The organism is Dysgonomonas massiliensis (genome assembly GCF_900240225.1).
In the GTDB taxonomy this organism is placed as follows: domain Bacteria; phylum Bacteroidota; class Bacteroidia; order Bacteroidales; family Dysgonomonadaceae; genus Dysgonomonas; species Dysgonomonas massiliensis.
This window is the reverse complement of the sequence record NZ_OEPV01000008.1, coordinates 65,841-84,233: the sequence shown is the minus strand read 5'-3', so window position 1 is coordinate 84,233 and position 18,393 is coordinate 65,841. Positions and strand designations below refer to the sequence as shown.

General features: G+C 36.1%; 17 protein-coding genes. 3 read left to right on the top strand and 14 right to left on the bottom strand.

Annotation, left to right across the window (positions count from 1 at the left end; translation table 11 throughout):
• Positions 1 to 3 precede the first annotated feature (3 nt).
• The 6 genes from C1A06_RS09485 to C1A06_RS09460 all read right to left on the bottom strand — a co-directional run bounded on the left by C1A06_RS09485 (position 4) and on the right by C1A06_RS09460 (position 4,153).
• A complete protein-coding gene (locus C1A06_RS09485; protein ID WP_245872038.1) occupies positions 4 to 528 on the bottom strand; it encodes a GNAT family N-acetyltransferase in 525 nt (174 codons plus the stop codon).
• A gap of 2 nt (positions 529 to 530) precedes the next feature.
• Positions 531 to 1,385 (bottom strand): ATP phosphoribosyltransferase, encoded by an 855-nt coding sequence (gene hisG / locus C1A06_RS09480; protein WP_101690022.1) that lies wholly within the window; start codon positions 1,383 to 1,385, stop codon positions 531 to 533.
• 249 nt (positions 1,386 to 1,634) lie between these two features.
• On the bottom strand, positions 1,635 to 2,108 hold the full coding sequence (locus C1A06_RS09475; protein WP_101690021.1) for a hypothetical protein: 474 nt from the start codon (positions 2,106 to 2,108) through the stop codon (positions 1,635 to 1,637).
• Positions 2,109 to 2,127: 19 nt separating this feature from the next.
• The gene (locus tag C1A06_RS09470) at positions 2,128 to 2,481 is read right to left on the bottom strand and encodes a hypothetical protein (RefSeq protein ID WP_101690020.1); all 354 of its coding nucleotides are present in this window, start codon (positions 2,479 to 2,481) and stop codon (positions 2,128 to 2,130) included.
• A gap of 73 nt (positions 2,482 to 2,554) precedes the next feature.
• Positions 2,555 to 3,103 (bottom strand): RNA polymerase sigma factor, encoded by a 549-nt coding sequence (locus C1A06_RS09465; RefSeq protein WP_101690140.1) that lies wholly within the window; start codon positions 3,101 to 3,103, stop codon positions 2,555 to 2,557.
• A 12-nt stretch (positions 3,104 to 3,115) separates the two neighbouring features.
• Positions 3,116 to 4,153 carry a tetratricopeptide repeat protein gene (locus tag C1A06_RS09460; protein ID WP_101690019.1) on the bottom strand — a complete coding sequence of 346 codons (1,038 nt, stop codon included), beginning with the start codon at positions 4,151 to 4,153 and terminating at the stop codon, positions 3,116 to 3,118.
• 261 nt (positions 4,154 to 4,414) lie between these two features.
• On the opposite strand from C1A06_RS09460, the gene C1A06_RS09455 reads away from it, so the two are divergent.
• From C1A06_RS09455 to C1A06_RS09445, 3 genes are all read left to right on the top strand, one after another.
• Entirely contained in the window at positions 4,415 to 6,691 is a 2,277-nt protein-coding gene (locus C1A06_RS09455) for an aconitate hydratase (RefSeq protein WP_101690018.1), read from the top strand.
• Positions 6,692 to 6,714: 23 nt separating this feature from the next.
• Entirely contained in the window at positions 6,715 to 8,061 is a 1,347-nt protein-coding gene (locus C1A06_RS09450; RefSeq protein WP_101690017.1) for a citrate synthase, read from the top strand.
• Between the two features lie 253 nt (positions 8,062 to 8,314).
• Positions 8,315 to 8,746, top strand: a complete 432-nt coding sequence (locus C1A06_RS09445; RefSeq protein ID WP_101690016.1) for an Hsp20/alpha crystallin family protein — start codon at positions 8,315 to 8,317, stop codon at positions 8,744 to 8,746.
• Between the two features lie 115 nt (positions 8,747 to 8,861).
• Here C1A06_RS09445 and C1A06_RS09440 read toward each other — a convergent pair whose 3' ends face one another.
• The 8 genes from C1A06_RS09440 to pepT all read right to left on the bottom strand — a co-directional run bounded on the left by C1A06_RS09440 (position 8,862) and on the right by pepT (position 18,269).
• Positions 8,862 to 9,404 (bottom strand): 30S ribosomal protein S16, encoded by a 543-nt coding sequence (locus C1A06_RS09440; protein WP_101690015.1) that lies wholly within the window; start codon positions 9,402 to 9,404, stop codon positions 8,862 to 8,864.
• A 159-nt stretch (positions 9,405 to 9,563) separates the two neighbouring features.
• The gene (ilvC, locus tag C1A06_RS09435; protein WP_101690014.1) at positions 9,564 to 10,610 is read right to left on the bottom strand and encodes a ketol-acid reductoisomerase; all 1,047 of its coding nucleotides are present in this window, start codon (positions 10,608 to 10,610) and stop codon (positions 9,564 to 9,566) included.
• 38 nt (positions 10,611 to 10,648) lie between these two features.
• Positions 10,649 to 11,383, bottom strand: coding sequence for an acyl-[acyl-carrier-protein] thioesterase (locus C1A06_RS09430; protein ID WP_101690013.1), 735 nt, complete (start codon positions 11,381 to 11,383; stop codon positions 10,649 to 10,651).
• Positions 11,384 to 11,405: 22 nt separating this feature from the next.
• Positions 11,406 to 11,963 carry an acetolactate synthase small subunit gene (ilvN, locus tag C1A06_RS09425; protein WP_101690012.1) on the bottom strand — a complete coding sequence of 186 codons (558 nt, stop codon included), beginning with the start codon at positions 11,961 to 11,963 and terminating at the stop codon, positions 11,406 to 11,408.
• 22 nt (positions 11,964 to 11,985) lie between these two features.
• Complete coding sequence (ilvB, locus tag C1A06_RS09420; RefSeq protein WP_101690011.1) at positions 11,986 to 13,695, bottom strand: biosynthetic-type acetolactate synthase large subunit; 1,710 nt, start codon at positions 13,693 to 13,695, stop codon at positions 11,986 to 11,988.
• A gap of 20 nt (positions 13,696 to 13,715) precedes the next feature.
• Positions 13,716 to 15,545: a dihydroxy-acid dehydratase gene (gene ilvD, locus C1A06_RS09415; protein WP_101690010.1), complete on the bottom strand. Its 1,830-nt coding sequence runs from the start codon at positions 15,543 to 15,545 to the stop codon at positions 13,716 to 13,718.
• A 352-nt stretch (positions 15,546 to 15,897) separates the two neighbouring features.
• A complete protein-coding gene (gcvT, locus tag C1A06_RS09410; protein WP_101690009.1) occupies positions 15,898 to 16,989 on the bottom strand; it encodes a glycine cleavage system aminomethyltransferase GcvT in 1,092 nt (363 codons plus the stop codon).
• Positions 16,990 to 17,048: 59 nt separating this feature from the next.
• Positions 17,049 to 18,269 carry a peptidase T gene (gene pepT / locus C1A06_RS09405; protein ID WP_101690008.1) on the bottom strand — a complete coding sequence of 407 codons (1,221 nt, stop codon included), beginning with the start codon at positions 18,267 to 18,269 and terminating at the stop codon, positions 17,049 to 17,051.
• Positions 18,270 to 18,393: the final 124 nt, after the last annotated feature.

The window sequence follows — 18,393 nt, the reverse complement described above, 5'->3', positions numbered from 1 at the left end:
TTATTATTTATTATATTCTCGTTTCAGTAAACTGTAAACAGCTATATCTGTAAATTGATTATCTACCAGTAACTCTCCATCTCGTTCAATTCCTTCGAGCGAAAATCCCAATCTTTCAGGAATTGATCTGCTTGGAATGTTTTTAATTGCAACTCTAATTTGAATTCGGTTAATTCCCATTTTATTGAAGGCATAATCAATCAAAGCTTCTACAGAGCTAGTCATGACACCCTTTTTCTGTGCTTTTTGCGATAACCAATAACCTATTTCAGTTCTCTGATTATTTAAATCTGTATCCTTGAAACCAACAAGACCAACGAACTCGTTTTTATAAAAAATGCTGAATTGTTTATCAATCCCTCCTGTCAGCATTTTTACAGCATTTATACTATCTTCAACTGCTAAGGTTGTATCCACAAATGGTAACCATATCCGCATATATTCTCTTTCAGAATCTAATATGCGGAATATTTCCGAAGCATGTTCTATTGTAAGAGCTTTTAGTTGGATGTTGTCTCTTATTTCCATTATTATAAAATCATTTTTTCAATCGGTAATACAAGTATACCTTCTGCTCCCTGAGCTTTCAGATCTGCAATGATTCTCCAGAACTCTTTGTCGCAAATTACTGATTGTACAGAGCACCAACCTTCTTCGGCTAATGGAGTAACAGTAGGGCTACGCATCCCTGGCAATAGGCGAATAATATCATCAAGTTTTTCCTTTGGAGCATTGAGCATAATATATTTTTTGTCCATTGCTGCTTGAACAGCTTCAATTCGGAATATCAGATCATCTAAGATAGCTTGTTTTTCAGAAGCAAGATCATTGTTTGCAATTAAAATTGCTTCGGAGTACATAACTACTTCTACTTCTTTTAGTCGATTACTAACTAATGTCCCTCCTGAACTGACTATATCGAATATCGCATCTGATAAACCAATACTTGGAGAAATCTCTACAGAACCGGTTATGATGTGTATGTCTGATTTAAGATTGTTTTTCTCTAGAAATTTAGATAAAATATTAGGGTAGGAGGTCGCAATTTTACGTCCGTTAAACCATGACACATCATTATACTCTTCATTTTTCGGAATTGCTAATGATAGACGACATGTACTAAAACCTAATCGTTTTATGATATTTGCATTTTCATTTTTTTCAGCATATTCATTTTCGCCAACAATGCCTATATCTGCTACGCCTGTAGCAACAGCTTGAGGAATATCATCGTCACGTAGAAAAAGAACCTCTATTGGTAAGCCTTTGGCTGGAATGAGTAATGTTCTCTTTTTGTTGTTCAATTTAATACCAGCTTCCTTCAGAAGCTCCATTGTTTCTTCAAATAATCGTCCTTTGGATTGTACTGCAATTCTTAGTGTCATAATATTTTAATTTTATTGATTTTATTCGTTGGGTATAAAAAACAAAAAAGCTTACCGATCACATACGGTAAGCTTTAATATTTAATTATATTTCTTGGATACAACATCTCTTGTATCACTTACCATATGGTGAGTAATTTACAATGATGATGATGGTGAAATTTGTTGCTAAACATAAAAATAAATCTTTATTATCGACAAATGTAATGTTTTAAAACAAAATGACAAATTATTTTCAATGAAATATTTCTAATTGTTACTTTTATGTCCTTGTCTATGCTCTTGAATAACCTTTTGCATGAAGTTTGTCTCTACTCGCGATAGTTTAAAGACTTTCTGGATCGGTAAAACCTTTTCAAATTTTAAATAATATTCTTTTTGCAGTTGTGCTTCTTTTATTTTAGCATCCAGAAATGCATCCGAGGCAGCTTTATATGTAGCATCAGTCTTTGATTCTCTAATTTTCATTCTGGCTTTTCGTGCATCTCTATTTATTTCAAATTTTTTCTCCATAAACTCATTTAACATTGGAATGAAATTTTTAGCTTCTTCACTTGTCAAGTTAAGCTCTTTGGTGAAAAAATCTGCTCTGTCCTTGATAAAGCTTTCTTTATCAAATTTTTTATGCTGATTATTCTCTCTGTTTCTATTCTGATTTTGAGCCTGCATAGGAAACAAACATATCGAGAATAGCGTAAATATTAAGATTAAATTCTTTTTCATATTATTTTAACTGTAGAATTTATTTTGAATAAATTTCTTCGAACAAAACATCTTGATAACTTGCGGCTATCAATTGATCTTCCATTATATCAAACATTTCATCTTCAGAAACAGTGATGTTGTTTGTATACGAATTATTTTGTTCTATTTGTTGCGAATTTGTATCAGAAATTGACGTTACATTAAATATAACAGCAACGCAAGCTGCAATAGCTGCAGCTAGGGGCAATACTTTTTTCCATAACGGAACTATTTTCTTTGCTTTTGTATTTTCTTCTTTCGCAATTTGCTCCATTATCTTCGTGTTAAAGTCTTGAAAGTAATTTTCAGGAACTTTAAACGGATTCTTTTTATTGCTTGAATTATCTAACATAGTTATTTAATTTTCTGTTTTAACGAGTCTTTAGTAGGTCGTCAATATATTGACTATGGTTTCTTGAAAAGGTTTAATCGGAAAGTAAAAAATCTTCAATTTTTTTTACAGCATGATGATACGATGCTTTCAAAGCTCCTACAGATGTTTCAAGAATCTCAGATATTTCTTCATATTTCATCTCATCGAAGTATTTCATGTTGAAAACAATTCGTTGCTTCTCTGGCAATGTAAGTACTGCTTTCTGTAGTTTTAGTTGTGCTTCATCCCCATCAAAATATACATCATTTTCAAGCTTGTGAATAAGATGATTATCAACATCATCCAACGAAGTCTTATTCATCGCTCTTTGCTTGTTCAAGAAAGATATTGATTCGTTTATAGCTATACGATATAGCCATGTCGATAATTTTGAATCGCCTCTGAAATTAGCTATACTTGACCATATTTTTATGAATGTATTTTGTAATACATCATTGGCATCATCATGCGAAATAACAATTTTACGAATCTGCCAATAGAGGGATTCGCTGTATTTATTTACTAGTTCAGCAAAAGCAGCCTGTAAAGTAGACTCGTCTAAGAGTCTTGAAACTAAAGATTCATCTTCTATATTTTGCATCATAGTATTATGTTATGCATCCTCTCCTTCAATCAATTCTTCTTCATCCATTTCTGTAGAGCTTGGTTGTCCTTGTTCGAACCATTCTATGAAATCGTCAACTTTATTTTTGTTGTTATCCCACCATTCTAAAGATTCAGGGAACTCGGCAACACTCACATATCTACAATATACATCAAAAAAACCGGAACCAATTATCTCACTATAGATTGGAACAAAGAAGTTCCATAATAATCCTTGCTGATCATCAGCTTGCATTTGCATAAGTTTGACGAATATAATTTTAGACGATTTTTCGAAAAACTGATAACGTTCCTGAGGAGAATCTGATGCCGGTTTGATTTTTTGTATTTCATCATAGATTGCCTTTCTCGACACTCCACTCTCTGCAGTTAATGCCTCTGAATTGGCATCGTGTTTTGCCATAAGGATATCGTACATTTCTGTGAATGCATCTTTAGACCTGTCTGTATTTGGCTCTAGAAGTAAAAAGAAGTGGAATGCATAGATACTTCTCAGCCATCTTCCAGAATCATTAAGAGCATAAGCATACATTAAAAAAGAACTAGCATGTGTTGCATCTATTTCGATCGCTTTTTGCAAATGATCGATTGCCATTTCCATGTTATTTGTATTGAAATAACTCAACCCTAGATTGAAGTGTAACAGATACGAATCTCCGCAACGCTCGACTGCTTGATTTAATAAAGATATTGATTCTTCTATTTTTCCTGATTCTGCCAATGCAGTACCTTTTACGATATAAGCATCCATCAACAATGGCTTGAATTCGGCATCGATAACTTTACTACTATATCTAATTGCATTTTGATAGTCATCCAATTGTAGGTATGATAAAGACATCTCATACGTTGCCGACATAGATGTCGGATTTATTTTCAAGGCTTCGTTGTAGCGTTCTATAGCTTCATTGTAACGACCTCTATCGTGTAGACTCACACCTTGTCTAATCAGTTTTTCGGATGTTGACTGGGCATAACCCGAAAACGAAATGAATATTAGTATAAATATTATTATAAAGTTTCTCATTTTACTTCAAAATATATGAAATTACAAAAGTATAAAAATACTTTAATAATGAGTTATGTTAATTTGATCTAGAATCCTAATGTTTTATAACTAGAATATAAGATTACTTAATTAATCAAAAGGTTTAATTTAAGTCTTTAAAATTATCAATTGTTAATCGAAATGCTCTATAGATATTAATTATTATTAGATTTTGATTTCAATGTTGTTCAAAATGATTATATTTGTTTGAAGTAGAACTATGCATAATACAATATTCCGATGAAAAATAGTAACAATACCTTTGATGTAGCGATGATTTCTAAGTTTTATGGATCATATGCTAAGAAAGTTAGTATGGCTAAATCGATACTAAATAGGCCTTTGACTTTAAGTGAAAAAATTCTATACGCTCACCTGTCTTCTGAAGAAAAAACTGTGAGTTATGAGCGAGGAGTCGATTATGTGAATTTTGCCCCCGATAGAGTTGCTATGCAAGATGCAACGGCCCAGATGGCACTTTTGCAATTGATGAATTCGGGACGAAATAAAGTTGCAGTTCCGTCAACAGTTCATTGCGATCACTTAATTCAGGCATATAAATCAGCAAAAGAAGACTTAGCTACTGCAGAATATACGAATAAAGAGGTTTATGACTTTCTGCACGATGTGTCAAATAAATTCGGAATAGGCTTTTGGAAACCCGGAGCAGGAATCATACATCAGGTAGTTCTAGAGAATTATGCATTTCCTGGAGGTATGATGATTGGTACAGATTCTCATACACCAAATGCAGGAGGCTTAGGCATGATTGCAATCGGAGTAGGTGGAGCCGATGCCGTTGATGTTATGGCAGGTATGCCTTGGGAGTTGAAAATGCCAAAACTCATCGGAGTACATTTGACGGGTAAATTATCAGGATGGGCTTCGCCTAAAGATGTAATTCTGAAATTAGCCGGAATTCTAACTGTAAAGGGAGGAACTAACTCTATAATCGAGTATTTCGGTGAAGGAACTTCATCAATTTCAGCTACCGGAAAAGCTACAATCTGTAATATGGGAGCAGAAGTAGGGGCTACTACATCCATATTTCCATATGATAGTAAATCGGCTGAATATCTAGTTGCTACTGACAGAAAGGAGATTGCAGATATGGCAGACTCTGTTCGTACAGAATTAGAAGCGGATGATGATGTATTGAGAAATCCAGAAAAATATTATGATAGAGTAATTCATATCGATTTGTCAACTCTTGAGCCATATGTAAATGGTCCATTTACACCAGATGCAGCATACCCACTATCTGAATTTGGAAAGATTGTAAAAGAGAAAAGATATCCTCAAGAGATGGAAGTAGGCTTGATCGGTTCGTGTACAAATTCATCATATGAAGATCTTACCCGTGCAGCTTCTATTGTCGAAGATGCAAACAGCAAAGGTATATCGGTAAAAGCCCAGTTCATAATCAATCCGGGCTCGGAAAAAGTACGTGCTACTGCCGAAGCGGACGGGGTATTGGCTGTTTTTGAAAATGCTGGAGCTACGATCATGGCAAATGCCTGCGGCCCTTGTATCGGTCAATGGAAACGAACGAATGAAGCTTCGGACCGCCCAAACTCTATTGTGACTTCATTTAATAGAAACTTTGCAAAAAGAAATGATGGGAATCCAAATACGCATGCTTTTGTCTCATCTCCAGAGATTGTTGCTGCATTAACTATTGCCGGAGATCTGTGTTTTAACCCGATAACAGATAAACTCAGAAATGAAAAAGGTGAATTAGTTTCTTTGGCAGAACCAATAGGGAAAGAACAACCTATATCAGGTTATAAAAGTGGCCTAGCCGGTTATATTGCACCTTCTGATGAAGGAGATAAAGTAGAAGTTGTCATAGCACCCGATTCGCAACGGCTTCAAGTACTGCAGCCTTTCGCAGCATGGGATGGAAATGATATTAAAGAGCAGCCTTTATTGATAAAAGTAGAAGGAAAATGTACAACTGACCATATATCTATGGCAGGGCCTTGGTTGCGTTTCCGTGGCCATCTTGATAATATTTCAGATAATATGCTTATTGGTGCAATCAATGCTTTTAATGGGAAGTCGAATGCTGTGTTAGATCGTGAGACTGGTGAATATATTGCAGTTCCTCAGTTGGCTCGTAAATTCAAGTCGGAAGGAATTGGATCCATTGTTGTGGCCGAAGAAAACTATGGAGAGGGGTCATCCCGAGAGCATGCTGCTATGGAGCCTCGCTTTTTGAATGTGAAAGCAATTATTGCTAAATCATTTGCTCGTATTCACGAAACTAATCTGAAAAAGCAAGGTATGTTGGCACTTACTTTTACAGATAAATCTGATTATGACAAGATAAGAGAAGATGATAAAATAAGTATCATTGGACTAGATAGTTTTGAGCCTCAAAAGAATTTGACAGTGCAACTCACTCATGCAGATGGAACATCTGAAAGCTTCGACGTGAGTCACACTTATAATGATTTACAAATTAAGTGGTTTAAAGCCGGAAGTGCTTTAAATTATATGAAAAGAGCAAGGTAGTTTAACCTAAGAAAAAAATACAAATGAAAGATATAAGTGCAAAAATATCGAAAACGATAACAAATACAAGTTGGTTTGATGACCAGCTATTCAAGGATTTTGGTGTCAAACGAGGTCTTCGGAATGAAGATCATACGGGTGTTATAGTTGGACTGACTAGAGTGGGGGATGTCGTTGGTTACGAGCGTGATGATGAAGGTAAATTAAAACCTATTCCGGGTAAATTATTCTATAGAGGAATCAGTATAGAGGATATTGTTAGAGGAGCTCAGAGAGAAAATCGATTAGGCTTCGAAGAAGTGCTTTATTTGATTTTATCAGGTAATCTTCCTACCAGTGAAGAGCTGGAGGAGTTCTCTAAAGGGTTGAGTGAGACAATGGACTTAAATCCTAAGATTACGATGCATATCCTTGATCTCGAGGGGCAGAATATTATGAATAATCTGGCTCGTTGTGTATTAGAATTATATACTTTCGATAAAAATCCGGATGATATATCGGCAGAAAATCTGGTTGATCAGTCGCTGAATCTTATTGCAACTTTCCCTACAATTATAGCTTATGCATATAATTCGATACGTCATAGCAGAGGGCATTCTTTACATATCAGACATCCCAAAGCGGGGAAATCACTGGCCGAAAACTTCCTTTATATGATGAAAGGTAGTAACAAGTATACAGAGCTCGATGTGAAGATACTGGATTTGGCTCTGATGGTTCATGCCGATCATGGAGGAGGCAATAACTCAACATTTACAGTAAGGGTTACCAGCTCTACAGGAACAGACACTTATTCAGCTATAGCAGCTGGTATTGGCTCTCTAAAAGGAGGACTTCATGGCGGTGCAAATCTTCAAGTTGTAAATATGATGAATGATTTGAAAACACAGATAAAAGATTGGACTAATGTAAATGAGGTAGACGATTATTTAAAGAAAATTCTAGCTAAACAAGCTTATGATAAGAGTGGAAAAATTTATGGATTAGGTCATGCAATATATACGATTTCCGATCCAAGAACAGTTCTGTTAAAAGAAATGGCTCGAGATTTGGCGATAGAAAAAGGTCGTGAGAAAGAGTTTGATTTTTATAATCTGATAGAAGAACGTGCAATCAGCATCTTCATGGAGACAAAAGGTAAGGCTGTCAATAAGCAAGTGTGTGCTAATGTCGACTTTTACTCAGGATTCGTTTATGATATGATAGGACTACCTCAGGAAATTTTTACACCTTTGTTTGCTATGGCACGTATTGTAGGATGGTGTGCGCATCGTATTGAAGAGTTGAATTTCAAACAGAGAAGAATTATAAGACCTGCATATAAAAGCGCAGCTGATTTACAAGAATATATACCAATCGATAAGCGTTAGTATTTATAACAACTATTTGGAGCAGATACAATTAAGTATCTGCTTTTTTTATGTCAAAATGTCATTTGAAATAATACTTAACTTTTTAGTGAGAACTCTTTTCTAATCTTTGTTTCGGATATTTTTAACGTTATTTAAACTGTCATAAAGGTCTAAATGCATAGTTTTTGCATATGTATATATGAACAGCAATTAGAACAGAGTTAAAAGCTGCGAGTATAAATTATACAATAAAAATATAGGAGGATTAATTATGAAAAATCAAATCAGAAAATTCGACAGAAGTGGTAGTTTCTTTCCTTCATTATTTGATCGTTTTGCAAACGAAGATCTATTCAGAGATTTTTGGACAGAAAATTTACCTGCAACAAATGTGACCGAAAATGATAAAAGCTTTGCTATTGATTTATCAATCCCTGGATTTAGTAAGGAAGATGTACAAATAGAAGTAGATAAAAATATACTTACAATATCGGCTAAGACGGAAACTAAAAATGAAACAAATGAAGATAAAGTCTTGAGACGCGAATTTCAGACTTCTTCTTTTACTCGTAGATTCACATTGCCTGAAAATGTAGATACAGAAAATATTTCAGCGTCAGAAGAAAAGGGTATTTTACATATACTTTTACCTAAGCTAGATAAGGCTATTGAAGATAAAGTAAAGAGGATTGAGATTAAGTAAAGTTTATTATGTTGTTTGATTAGAAAGAGAGGAGGTATTTAATGCTCCTCTCTTTTTTATAAAAGAAAAAGGTATCCATAATCATGGATACCTTTCAGTCAAATAGTCGAAACTATTATTCTTTTACTTCTTCAGCTTCACCTTCTGCTGCCGGAGCTTCTTCTACCGCTGCCTCTTCAGCAGCTGCAGCTGCATTAGCTTCTGCTCTTTTTTGAGCTACAGCTTCAGCTTTAGCTTTGTTAGCCGCTACTTCAGCTTCTGCACGAGCTTTTGCTAATTCTTTAGCTTTTGCATCGTTTTTGTTTACGATTGCCAATAAACCTTTTTGTTTATCTGCTTTCCAAGCTTCGAATTTTTTCTCAGCGTCAGCTTCAGTGAAAGCACCTTTAGCAACACCACCTAGTAAGTGCTTTTTCAAAAGCACACCTTCTTCAGAAAGGATGTTACGAGTAGTATCAGTTGGCTGTGCACCAACTTGTAGCCAATATAATGCTCTTTCGAAATTCAAGTTTACAGTTGCAGGATTAGTATTCGGATTGAATGTTCCTACTTTCTCGATGAATTTACCGTCACGTGGAGATCTGCTGTCAGCAATAACGATGTGGTAAAATGGATAGTCTTTACGACCGTGTCTTTGAAGACGAATTTTTGTTGCCATTTTCTTTTTAGTTAATGATAATTATACATAATTGTTATTAATCGCGTGCAAAGATAGGGTTTTGTTTCCAAAGGACAATCCATTTACAAGCTTTATTTATTGATAAACAAGATATTTATAGTAAAAAAGATCCCCTAAAGGATCTTTTTGGTCTTATAATTAGTTGTTTTCAGGACGCAGTTTACGAACTGTTTCACCTGTACGCCACATTTCACTTTCACGAAGAGCTTTCAACTCTTCTTCAAGTTTTTCGCGGTAATCAGGTTGCGAGTTTGTATCTATCGAACGTTGTGCTTCGTTTCCGTTAGCAACTTTCTTATATAGTTTTTCGAATACCGGTTTTGTTGCATCATGGAAAGGTCCCATCCAATCAAGAGCTCCTCGTTGAGCTGTTGTCGAACAATTTGCGTACATCCAGTCCATTCCGTTTTCAGCAAATAGAGGCATCAATGATTGAGTCAATTCTTCAACAGTTTCATTGAATGCTTCTGATGGAGAGTGACCGTTTTCACGTAATACTTCGTATTGAGCTTGAAGAATACCTTGAATAGCACCCATCAATGTACCACGCTCACCCGTTAGGTCTGAATATACTTCACGTTTGAAGTCTGTTTCAAATAAATATCCCGAACCTACACCTATACCTAGGGCTATAACACGATCTTTAGCACGTCCTGTCGCATCTTGGAAGATAGCATAACTAGAGTTAAGTCCGCGACCTTCAAGGAACATACGACGAAGACTGGTTCCTGATCCTTTAGGAGCAACTAGAATTACATCTACATCAGCCGGAGGAATGATACCTGTACGTTCTTTATATGTGATACCAAATCCGTGTGAAAAGTATAGAGCTTTACCAGCTGTAAGGTATGGCTTAATACGTGGCCAAACTTCAATTTGAGCTGCATCCGATAGAAGGTATTGAATAATTGTGCCTTTTTCAGCTGCTTCTTCTATTTCGAAAAGTGTTTCACCTGGTACCCAACCATCTGCGATAGCTTTATCCCATGTTTTTCCACCTTTACGTTGACCTACAATTACGTTGAAACCATTATCTCGAAGGTTCAGAGCTTGTCCTGGACCTTGTACACCATAGCCGATAACAGCTATAGTTTCATCTTTCAATACTTCTCTTGCCTTTTCTAAAGGAAATTCCTCACGAGTAGCAACTTGTTCTGCTACTCCACCAAAAATCATTTCAGCCATTTTCTTAAGTTTTTAAATTGAGTTTATATTCTTGTTTGTTACGTCCATGTTATACGAGCAGAGCTTACAACTGTTTCTCCGCTTTTCATCTCAAGGATGTATTGAGAATCTTTTTCTTTGCACTGAAGGATATCTATTTTTGATCCGTATTGTCCTTCAGCAATATAATTAATCTCAAATCGATTTATATTCTTAGCCTTGAACATTTCTATATCGAATACATTTACAAAGTGTTCAATATATTTCATGCTGTTCAGGTGCTTGTTGATATCTATATCACTGTATTTCACAATGAAACGATCTGCAATCTGAAAATTATCTTTCAGAACTGGAATTTTCGATAAATTCTCAATTGGACATGATTTATCAGTAATATAATCGCTAAGTCCTTCTAATTCTAAAACATTTGTAGGTTTTCGAGTCTCAATATCAATGGATGCCCAGAGTGATTTAGCAAATCCTATTTCTTTACCATTAGCATCTTCAAAAGAAAAATACCTTTCGGTAAATATTCTATTGACACTAGCTACCCATGTTTTAATTACAAATATATTATCGTTAGAAGGGTATTCGAATATTTCGATAGCCATCCGCGAAAGTACCCATACACGCTTCTTTGAAGTCATTGATGAATATCCGAATCCGCGTTCTTCGGCATGTTTTGTTGCTGCTTGCAGCATAAATCCGCCTATCATCGGTAGTGTAGCTTTTCCTCTGAAGTCGCTAAGATAGGCATCGATCATAAATTCGAATCGTCCAATTGGTTCAATCATTTCAGTACGTTTTGATTAATATTTAGTTTGAATTATTTCTTTTATTTTCTAATTCAGCTAACATATCACTCAAACGCTCAATCTTGGATTTCGTGATCGAAATTCTTCCCGATCTGATAAATTGTAGTACTCCTATTGTCTTACTTAATTCGTCAAATAGAGCCTGGGTCTCATCATAGTGACCGGTTTTTTCTACTACGACACATACATCGTTGATATCCAAAATACGAGCATTGTATTTCCTGATGAGCTCTTCTACTGATTCTATTTTCAAGAAATCAGCAGTTGACAGCTTGTAGAGTGCAATCTCCTGATAAATAAGCTCATCATCTACATTGTAATATGCTTTCAGTACATCGACTCGTTTGTCGATTTGGAGCACCACTTTTTTTATCATTGCTTCGTCGCAAAACACAGTAATAGTGAATTTATGAATCCCCGGTATAGCTGATTGAGAAACAGATAAAGTCTCAATATTCAATTGACGGCGAATAAATACACTTGTCACTTGTCCTAGCAATCCTACTGTATTTTCCGAAAATATAGTAACTGTATAGAGTGTTTTATTTTCTTTAGTCATAATGCTCTAATATCAAAGATAATCATATTTTTTTGTCATTTCCTAATAAAATATTTGTTACGCAGCTCCCGGCCGGAATCATAGGATACACCATTCCTTTCGTTTCTACATCAACATCCAACAAGTAAGCTCCATCATATTCAATCATTTCTGCGATAGCTGCATCAATATCTTTCCGTTCTGAAACTTTTCTCGATTTGATATCATATGCCTCAGCGATTTTTGTAAAATTAGGGTTCTTCATCACAGTTTCGGAATAACGTTCGTCGAAGAAAAGTTCTTGCCATTGGCGTACCATCCCTAGGAAATGATTGTTTAGTATGATGATTTTTATGTTCGTATTATACTGCATAATTGTACCCAATTCCTGAATTGTCATTTGCATTCCTCCATCTCCAACAAATAGGCAAACCGTACGATCTGGAGCTCCGTATTTTGCTCCAATAGCTGCAGGTAGACCAAATCCCATCGTTCCCAATCCGCCAGATGTAACCACACTACGCGATTTCTTGTATTTGAAGTATCGTACACCCATCATCTGATTTTGACCAACATCGGTAACAAGTATGGCATCATTGTCTGTGGCTTCCGAAACTTTATTGATAACTTCACCCATTTTCAGCATTCCTCCGTTTGTAGGGTGTAGTTCTTTTTCAATCACAATATCGTACTCTTGATCATAGAAGAGCTTGAATTCTGCTTTCCAATCTGAATGATCGTTCTCATTAATGTATTTCGCGATTTCGCTTAATGTTGCTTTCGCATCGCCTAAAACTTTAACATCTACTTGAACATTCTTATTGATTTCACTGCGATCGATATCGAAATGAATTATTTTGGCTTGTTTAGCATAGGTGTTCAAATCGCCAGTCACACGATCATCAAAGCGCATACCAATCGCAATAAGAACATCGCACTCGTTGGTTTTCATATTAGGAGCCACATTACCATGCATGCCTAACATACCCATATTTAACGGATGATCTGTCGGAATGGCGGATAAGCCTAGAACTGTCGACGCAAATGGAATATCTGCCTTTTCAATAAAGGCTTTCAATTCTTCTTCAGCACCACTCAATATTACTCCTTGTCCTACTAGTGCTAGTGGTTTCTTTGCTTTATTGATCAAATCAGCAGCCTGCTGAATATAATCATAGTTTAGGCTGGGATAGGGCTGATAACTACGAATAAAGTCTGTTTTCTTATATTTAAATGACTCAAAAAAAGCAGTCTGAGCATCTTTGGTAATATCCAATACAACTGGTCCAGGACGTCCATTTGATGCTATGTAAAAAGCTCTGGATACAGCCCATGCAATATCTTCGGCACGTCTGATTTGGTATGCCCATTTGGAAATAGGCTGAGTTATACCAACTACATCTGCTTCCTGAAAAGCATCGCTACCTAGAAGAGTAGAGTTGACTTGACCACTAATGACGACTAATGGTGTACTATCCATCATAGCATCGGCAATACCAGTGATGGTATTTGTAGCTCCCGGTCCGGATGTAACCAACGCAACCCCAACTTTACCTGATGTACGCGCGTAGCCTTGTGCTGCATGTACTGCTCCTTGTTCATGTCTGACAAGGATGTGCTTAATTTTGTCTCTGTTGTTATATAAACAATCGAATACAGGCATGATGGCACCTCCGGGATAACCGAAGATTGTATCTACCTCTTCGCTGATCAAAGACTGCAAAAGCGCTTCACTTCCATTAATTTTCATCATCGATCTCAATTATATAAGTTCTATTCTATTATTCTAACACCACCTAAATCTGCCGAGCTTACCATGCTGGCATAAGCTTTTAGAGCTTTTGATATTTTTCGTTCACGATTTGGCTTAAATGCATCTTTACCTTTTGCTATCTCTTCCTGACGACGATTTTCTAATTCCGTATCAGATAGTTTCACATTGATAGAACGATTTGGTATGTCTATTTCTATTATATCTCCATCTCTGACTAATCCTATTGCACCACCTGAAGCTGCTTCGGGAGATACGTGACCGATAGACAATCCCGAGGTTCCACCAGAAAAACGTCCGTCTGTGATCAAAGCACATTCTTTTCCCAAATGTCTTGATTTGATATACGATGTAGGATAAAGCATTTCTTGCATACCCGGGCCACCTTTAGGACCCTCGTATGTTATAACGACAACATCACCTGATACAACTTTTCCTTTAAGGATACCTTCACATGCATCATCTTGTGAATGGAATACTTTGGCAGGCCCCGTGAATTTAAAGATGCTTTCATCTACTCCAGCGGTCTTAACTACACATCCATCTAGAGCTATATTACCTTTCAGAATTGCTAACCCTCCATCTTTAGTGTAAGCATTATCAATATTTCTGATACAGCCATTCGAGCGATCAGAGTCTAGAGTCGGATATTGGCTATCTTGTGAACCCATGATCAGATTAAATCGATTACCTGGAGCAGATTTATATATATTCTCAGCTATTGGAGAAATGTCTTCTTTTGTAATATCATATTTTTCAATAGCTTGAGCTAAAGTCAAACCATCAATTCTATTTGTTGATGTATCGATCAATCCACCTTTTGCCAATTCATTCATAATACCAAGTATTCCTCCTGCACGGTTCACGTCTTGAATGTGATATTTCTGTGTATTCGGAGCAACTTTACACAAACAAGGAGTTTTTCGTGACAAAGCGTCAATGTCTGCCATCGAGAAATCGACTTCGGCTTCATGTGCTATAGCTAAAAGGTGCAGAATTGTATTGGTAGACCCTCCCATTGCTATATCCAATGTCATGGCATTCATAAATGCTTGTCGAGTTGCAATATTACGAGGAAGAATACTCTCATCTCCATCTTGATAATACTTATATGCATTTTCAACTATTTGTATTGCAGCACTTGTAAATAAATCAGCTCTATTAACGTGCGTCGCAACTATAGTCCCATTACCGGGAAGAGCCAAACCTATAGCTTCATTCAAGCAGTTCATTGAATTTGCCGTAAACATTCCAGAACAAGAACCGCAAGTTGGACAGGCCGATCGTTCTATTGCGTTGACTTCCTGATCAGATACACTTTCGTCAGCCGATTTAATCATAGCATCTATCAGGTCAAGATGTTTTCCATCTAACTCTCCAGCTTCCATCGGACCTCCAGAAACAAATACTGTAGGAATATTTAGTCTCATTGCAGCCATAAGCATACCAGGCGTTATCTTATCACAATTGCTGATACAAACCATCGCGTCAGCTTTATGTGCATTGACCATATATTCTATGCTATCAGCGATTAAATCGCGTGAGGGTAGGGAATATAGCATTCCGTCGTGCCCCATTGCAATACCATCATCTATTGCGATTGTATTGAATTCAGCTGCAAAACATCCGCGTTTTTCAATTTCATTCTTTACTTTTTGCCCTATTTTATGAAGATGTACATGCCCTGGTACGAATTGTGTAAACGAATTTACAATAGCAATCAGGGGTTTGCCCATCTGCTCTTCTTTCATGCCGTTTGCACGCCATAAAGCTCTTGCTCCTGCCATGCGGCGACCTTGTGTACTTGTTGAACTTCTTAATTCTATTTTCATAATGTAAAGAATACTATTAAAAAAAATGCCCTTCTCATATCTAGAGAAAGGCATATATGTTGTTATACGATCAATTACTACTAATTAGCTTGCACTATTATAAACATACCTTTCTCTCTTATTCTGCCAGAGGACCACCAGAATAATGTTAATAATAATGATATGTAAAGCGCAATTTGTCATTTTTTACTGCTATATAATATGCAAAGGTATTATTTTTTGTAGATAAACAAATTTTTTTGCTACAAAAATGATTTTTTAGTTGGTTTTTTAACGAATCTATCCCGAAAAGTCCATTCCAATATAAAATAAGCCACTAACTAGTGGCTTATTTTATTGAGATTTAATATTCTTATTTTCTAAATGGAGGTTTTACAACTAAAGCTTTTAAATTCTTGTTTCGAACTTTGATGAAAATCTCTGTACCAATAGTAGTGTATTCAGGTTTTACATAGCCTAATCCTACGCCTATTTTACGTGTAGGAGACATTGTTCCTGATGTCACATGCCCGATAACTTCATCTTTATCATTTACAATTTCGTATCCATTGCGAGGAATGCCTTTTTCTTGAAGTTCAAAGCCACATAGTTTACGAGTAAGGCCATCAGCTTTTTGTTTTTCAAGAACACTTCTTCCTATAAAGTTTTTACCTTCTGCAAATTTGGTAATCCAGCCTAATCCAGCTTCTAGTGGAGTAGTTGTTTCATCTAAATCATTTCCGTATAGACAGAAACCCATTTCTAGGCGAAGTGTGTCTCTGGCCCCCAGACCGATTGGTTTGATGCCAAATTCTTCACCAGCATTGAATATAGCCTCCCATATACCAAGCGCTTGATCGTTGTAGAAGTATAGTTCGAAACCACCTGCTCCGGTGTATCCGGTATTTGACATGATTACATTACCCATGCCTGCTCCTTCCATCGAAATAATTGCAAACGAATAATAAGGTATTGTCGTTAAGTCTACTTTCGTCAGCTTTTGAAGTGTAGCCAATGCTTTAGGTCCTTGAACTGCAAGCTGAGCTATCTTGTCTGAAGCATTTTCTAATTCAGCACCTATATTATTGTTTTTTACCAGCCAATTCCAGTCTTTCTCAAGATTAGAAGCATTAACAACTAACATATATTTGTCACCTTCGTAATGATATGCGATTATATCATCAATAATACCGCCATTTTCATTAATTAGTGCTGTATACTGAGCTTTACCAATCTCAAGAGTCGCAGCATTATTGCTGGTTACTTTTTGTAAAAACTCTAGAGCTTTAGGTCCTTTAACCCATATTTCGCCCATATGAGATACGTCAAATACACCAACTTTTTCACATACTGTGATATGTTCATCAATGATGCCTGAGTATTCGATAGGCATATTATAGCCTGCAAATTCATGCATTTTTGCTCCTAAGGATATGTGCAAGTCGGTAAATGGTGTTTTTTTCATAATAAAGTTTTTAAATCAGTTATTTCGTTTTTGAAAGGTACAATTATTTTATCAAGTAATTACTTTTTTGCAACAAGTTCTGCAATTTTCACAATCACCTCAACTGCTTTTTCCATCGATTGCACAGGCACAAACTCGTAACGACCATGGAAGTTATGACCACCTGCAAAAATATTAGGACAAGGCAATCCCATAAATGATAAACGTGCTCCGTCCGTTCCTCCTCTAATAGGTTTTACTATAGGAGTAACACCTACGGAAGTCATTGCCTCAAAAGCTAGATCTACGATATGTTTTACAGGTTCAACCTTTTCACGCATATTGTAGTATTGGTCTTTGATTTCTATCGTTGTACTTTCAGGATATAGTTTGTTGATATATTCAACAGAATTTAACAACAGTTGTTTACGTTTTTCAAATATCTCACGATCATGATCTCGTATGATATATCCCATTGATGCGCTATCGATATCTCCTGAAAGATTTGTCAAGTGGAAGAATCCTTCATATCCGGTTGTGTGCTCAGGTCTTTCGTTAGCTGGAAGCAGCGAAACCAATTTGTTAGCTATAACTAACGCATTAACCATTTTATTTTTAGCATACCCAGGATGTACGCTGCGACCTTGTATATTGATTTTAACTCCAGCAGCATTGAAGTTTTCATACTCTAATTCTCCGATAGGACCACCATCTAATGTATATGCCCATTCGCATCCGAATTTTTCGACATCAAAATAATCTGCACCTGCTCCAATTTCTTCGTCAGGGGTGAAGCCTATACGAATCTTGCCATGCTCTATCTCAGGATGATCTTTCAGATATTGTATAGCAGTCAGTATCTCTGCAATACCGGCTTTATCATCTGCCCCGAGCAATGTTGTACCATCAGTAACAATTAAATCTTGTCCTATATAATCTGTCATCTCAGGAAAATCGTTCGGAGAAAGAATAATATTTGATTCTTTGTTTAGCACGATATCTTTCCCGTCATAATTACTGACAATACGAGGATTGACATTCTTTCCGCTCATATCAGGACTTGTGTCCATATGTGCAACAAATCCTATTGTTGGTATGTTTTTAGTTGTATTTGCAGGTAATGTAGCCATTAGATAGCATTTATCATCAAGAGAAATGTCCTCTAATCCCATTTCGCGTAATTCTTTTTCTAACTCTTTTGCCAATACCATTTGTCCCGGCGTACTTGGTGTTACACCTGTCTGAGTGCTCGATTCTGTATCAAATTTTACATATTTGAGAAAACGATCAGTAACTTTCATATATTTTTATGTTTTTAGTAAAAAAAATCTACAATTTTATACTTGAGGTAAGTCGTTGAATCATAAAATAATTTACCCTGAAAAACCTCTCAGACAAAGATAGGAAAAGGATTCTGAAGAGAAA

Coding starts and splice junctions, on each gene's coding strand:
- C1A06_RS09485 (WP_245872038.1), bottom strand. CDS start 528: ATGGAAATAAGAGACAACATCCAACTAAAAGCTCTTACAATAGAACAT.
- C1A06_RS09470 (WP_101690020.1), bottom strand. CDS start 2,481: ATGTTAGATAATTCAAGCAATAAAAAGAATCCGTTTAAAGTTCCTGAA.
- ilvB (WP_101690011.1), bottom strand. CDS start 13,695: ATGATGAAAATTAATGGAAGTGAAGCGCTTTTGCAGTCTTTGATCAGC.
- C1A06_RS09455 (WP_101690018.1), top strand. CDS start 4,415: ATGAAAAATAGTAACAATACCTTTGATGTAGCGATGATTTCTAAGTTT.
- ilvN (WP_101690012.1), bottom strand. CDS start 11,963: ATGACTAAAGAAAATAAAACACTCTATACAGTTACTATATTTTCGGAA.
- C1A06_RS09465 (WP_101690140.1), bottom strand. CDS start 3,103: ATGCAAAATATAGAAGATGAATCTTTAGTTTCAAGACTCTTAGACGAG.
- C1A06_RS09475 (WP_101690021.1), bottom strand. CDS start 2,108: ATGAAAAAGAATTTAATCTTAATATTTACGCTATTCTCGATATGTTTG.
- ilvD (WP_101690010.1), bottom strand. CDS start 15,545: ATGAAAATAGAATTAAGAAGTTCAACAAGTACACAAGGTCGCCGCATG.
- ilvC (WP_101690014.1), bottom strand. CDS start 10,610: ATGGCTGAAATGATTTTTGGTGGAGTAGCAGAACAAGTTGCTACTCGT.
- C1A06_RS09445 (WP_101690016.1), top strand. CDS start 8,315: ATGAAAAATCAAATCAGAAAATTCGACAGAAGTGGTAGTTTCTTTCCT.
- hisG (WP_101690022.1), bottom strand. CDS start 1,385: ATGACACTAAGAATTGCAGTACAATCCAAAGGACGATTATTTGAAGAA.
- C1A06_RS09430 (WP_101690013.1), bottom strand. CDS start 11,383: ATGATTGAACCAATTGGACGATTCGAATTTATGATCGATGCCTATCTT.
- C1A06_RS09460 (WP_101690019.1), bottom strand. CDS start 4,153: ATGAGAAACTTTATAATAATATTTATACTAATATTCATTTCGTTTTCG.
- pepT (WP_101690008.1), bottom strand. CDS start 18,269: ATGAAAGTTACTGATCGTTTTCTCAAATATGTAAAATTTGATACAGAA.
- C1A06_RS09440 (WP_101690015.1), bottom strand. CDS start 9,404: ATGGCAACAAAAATTCGTCTTCAAAGACACGGTCGTAAAGACTATCCA.
- C1A06_RS09450 (WP_101690017.1), top strand. CDS start 6,715: ATGAAAGATATAAGTGCAAAAATATCGAAAACGATAACAAATACAAGT.
- gcvT (WP_101690009.1), bottom strand. CDS start 16,989: ATGAAAAAAACACCATTTACCGACTTGCACATATCCTTAGGAGCAAAA.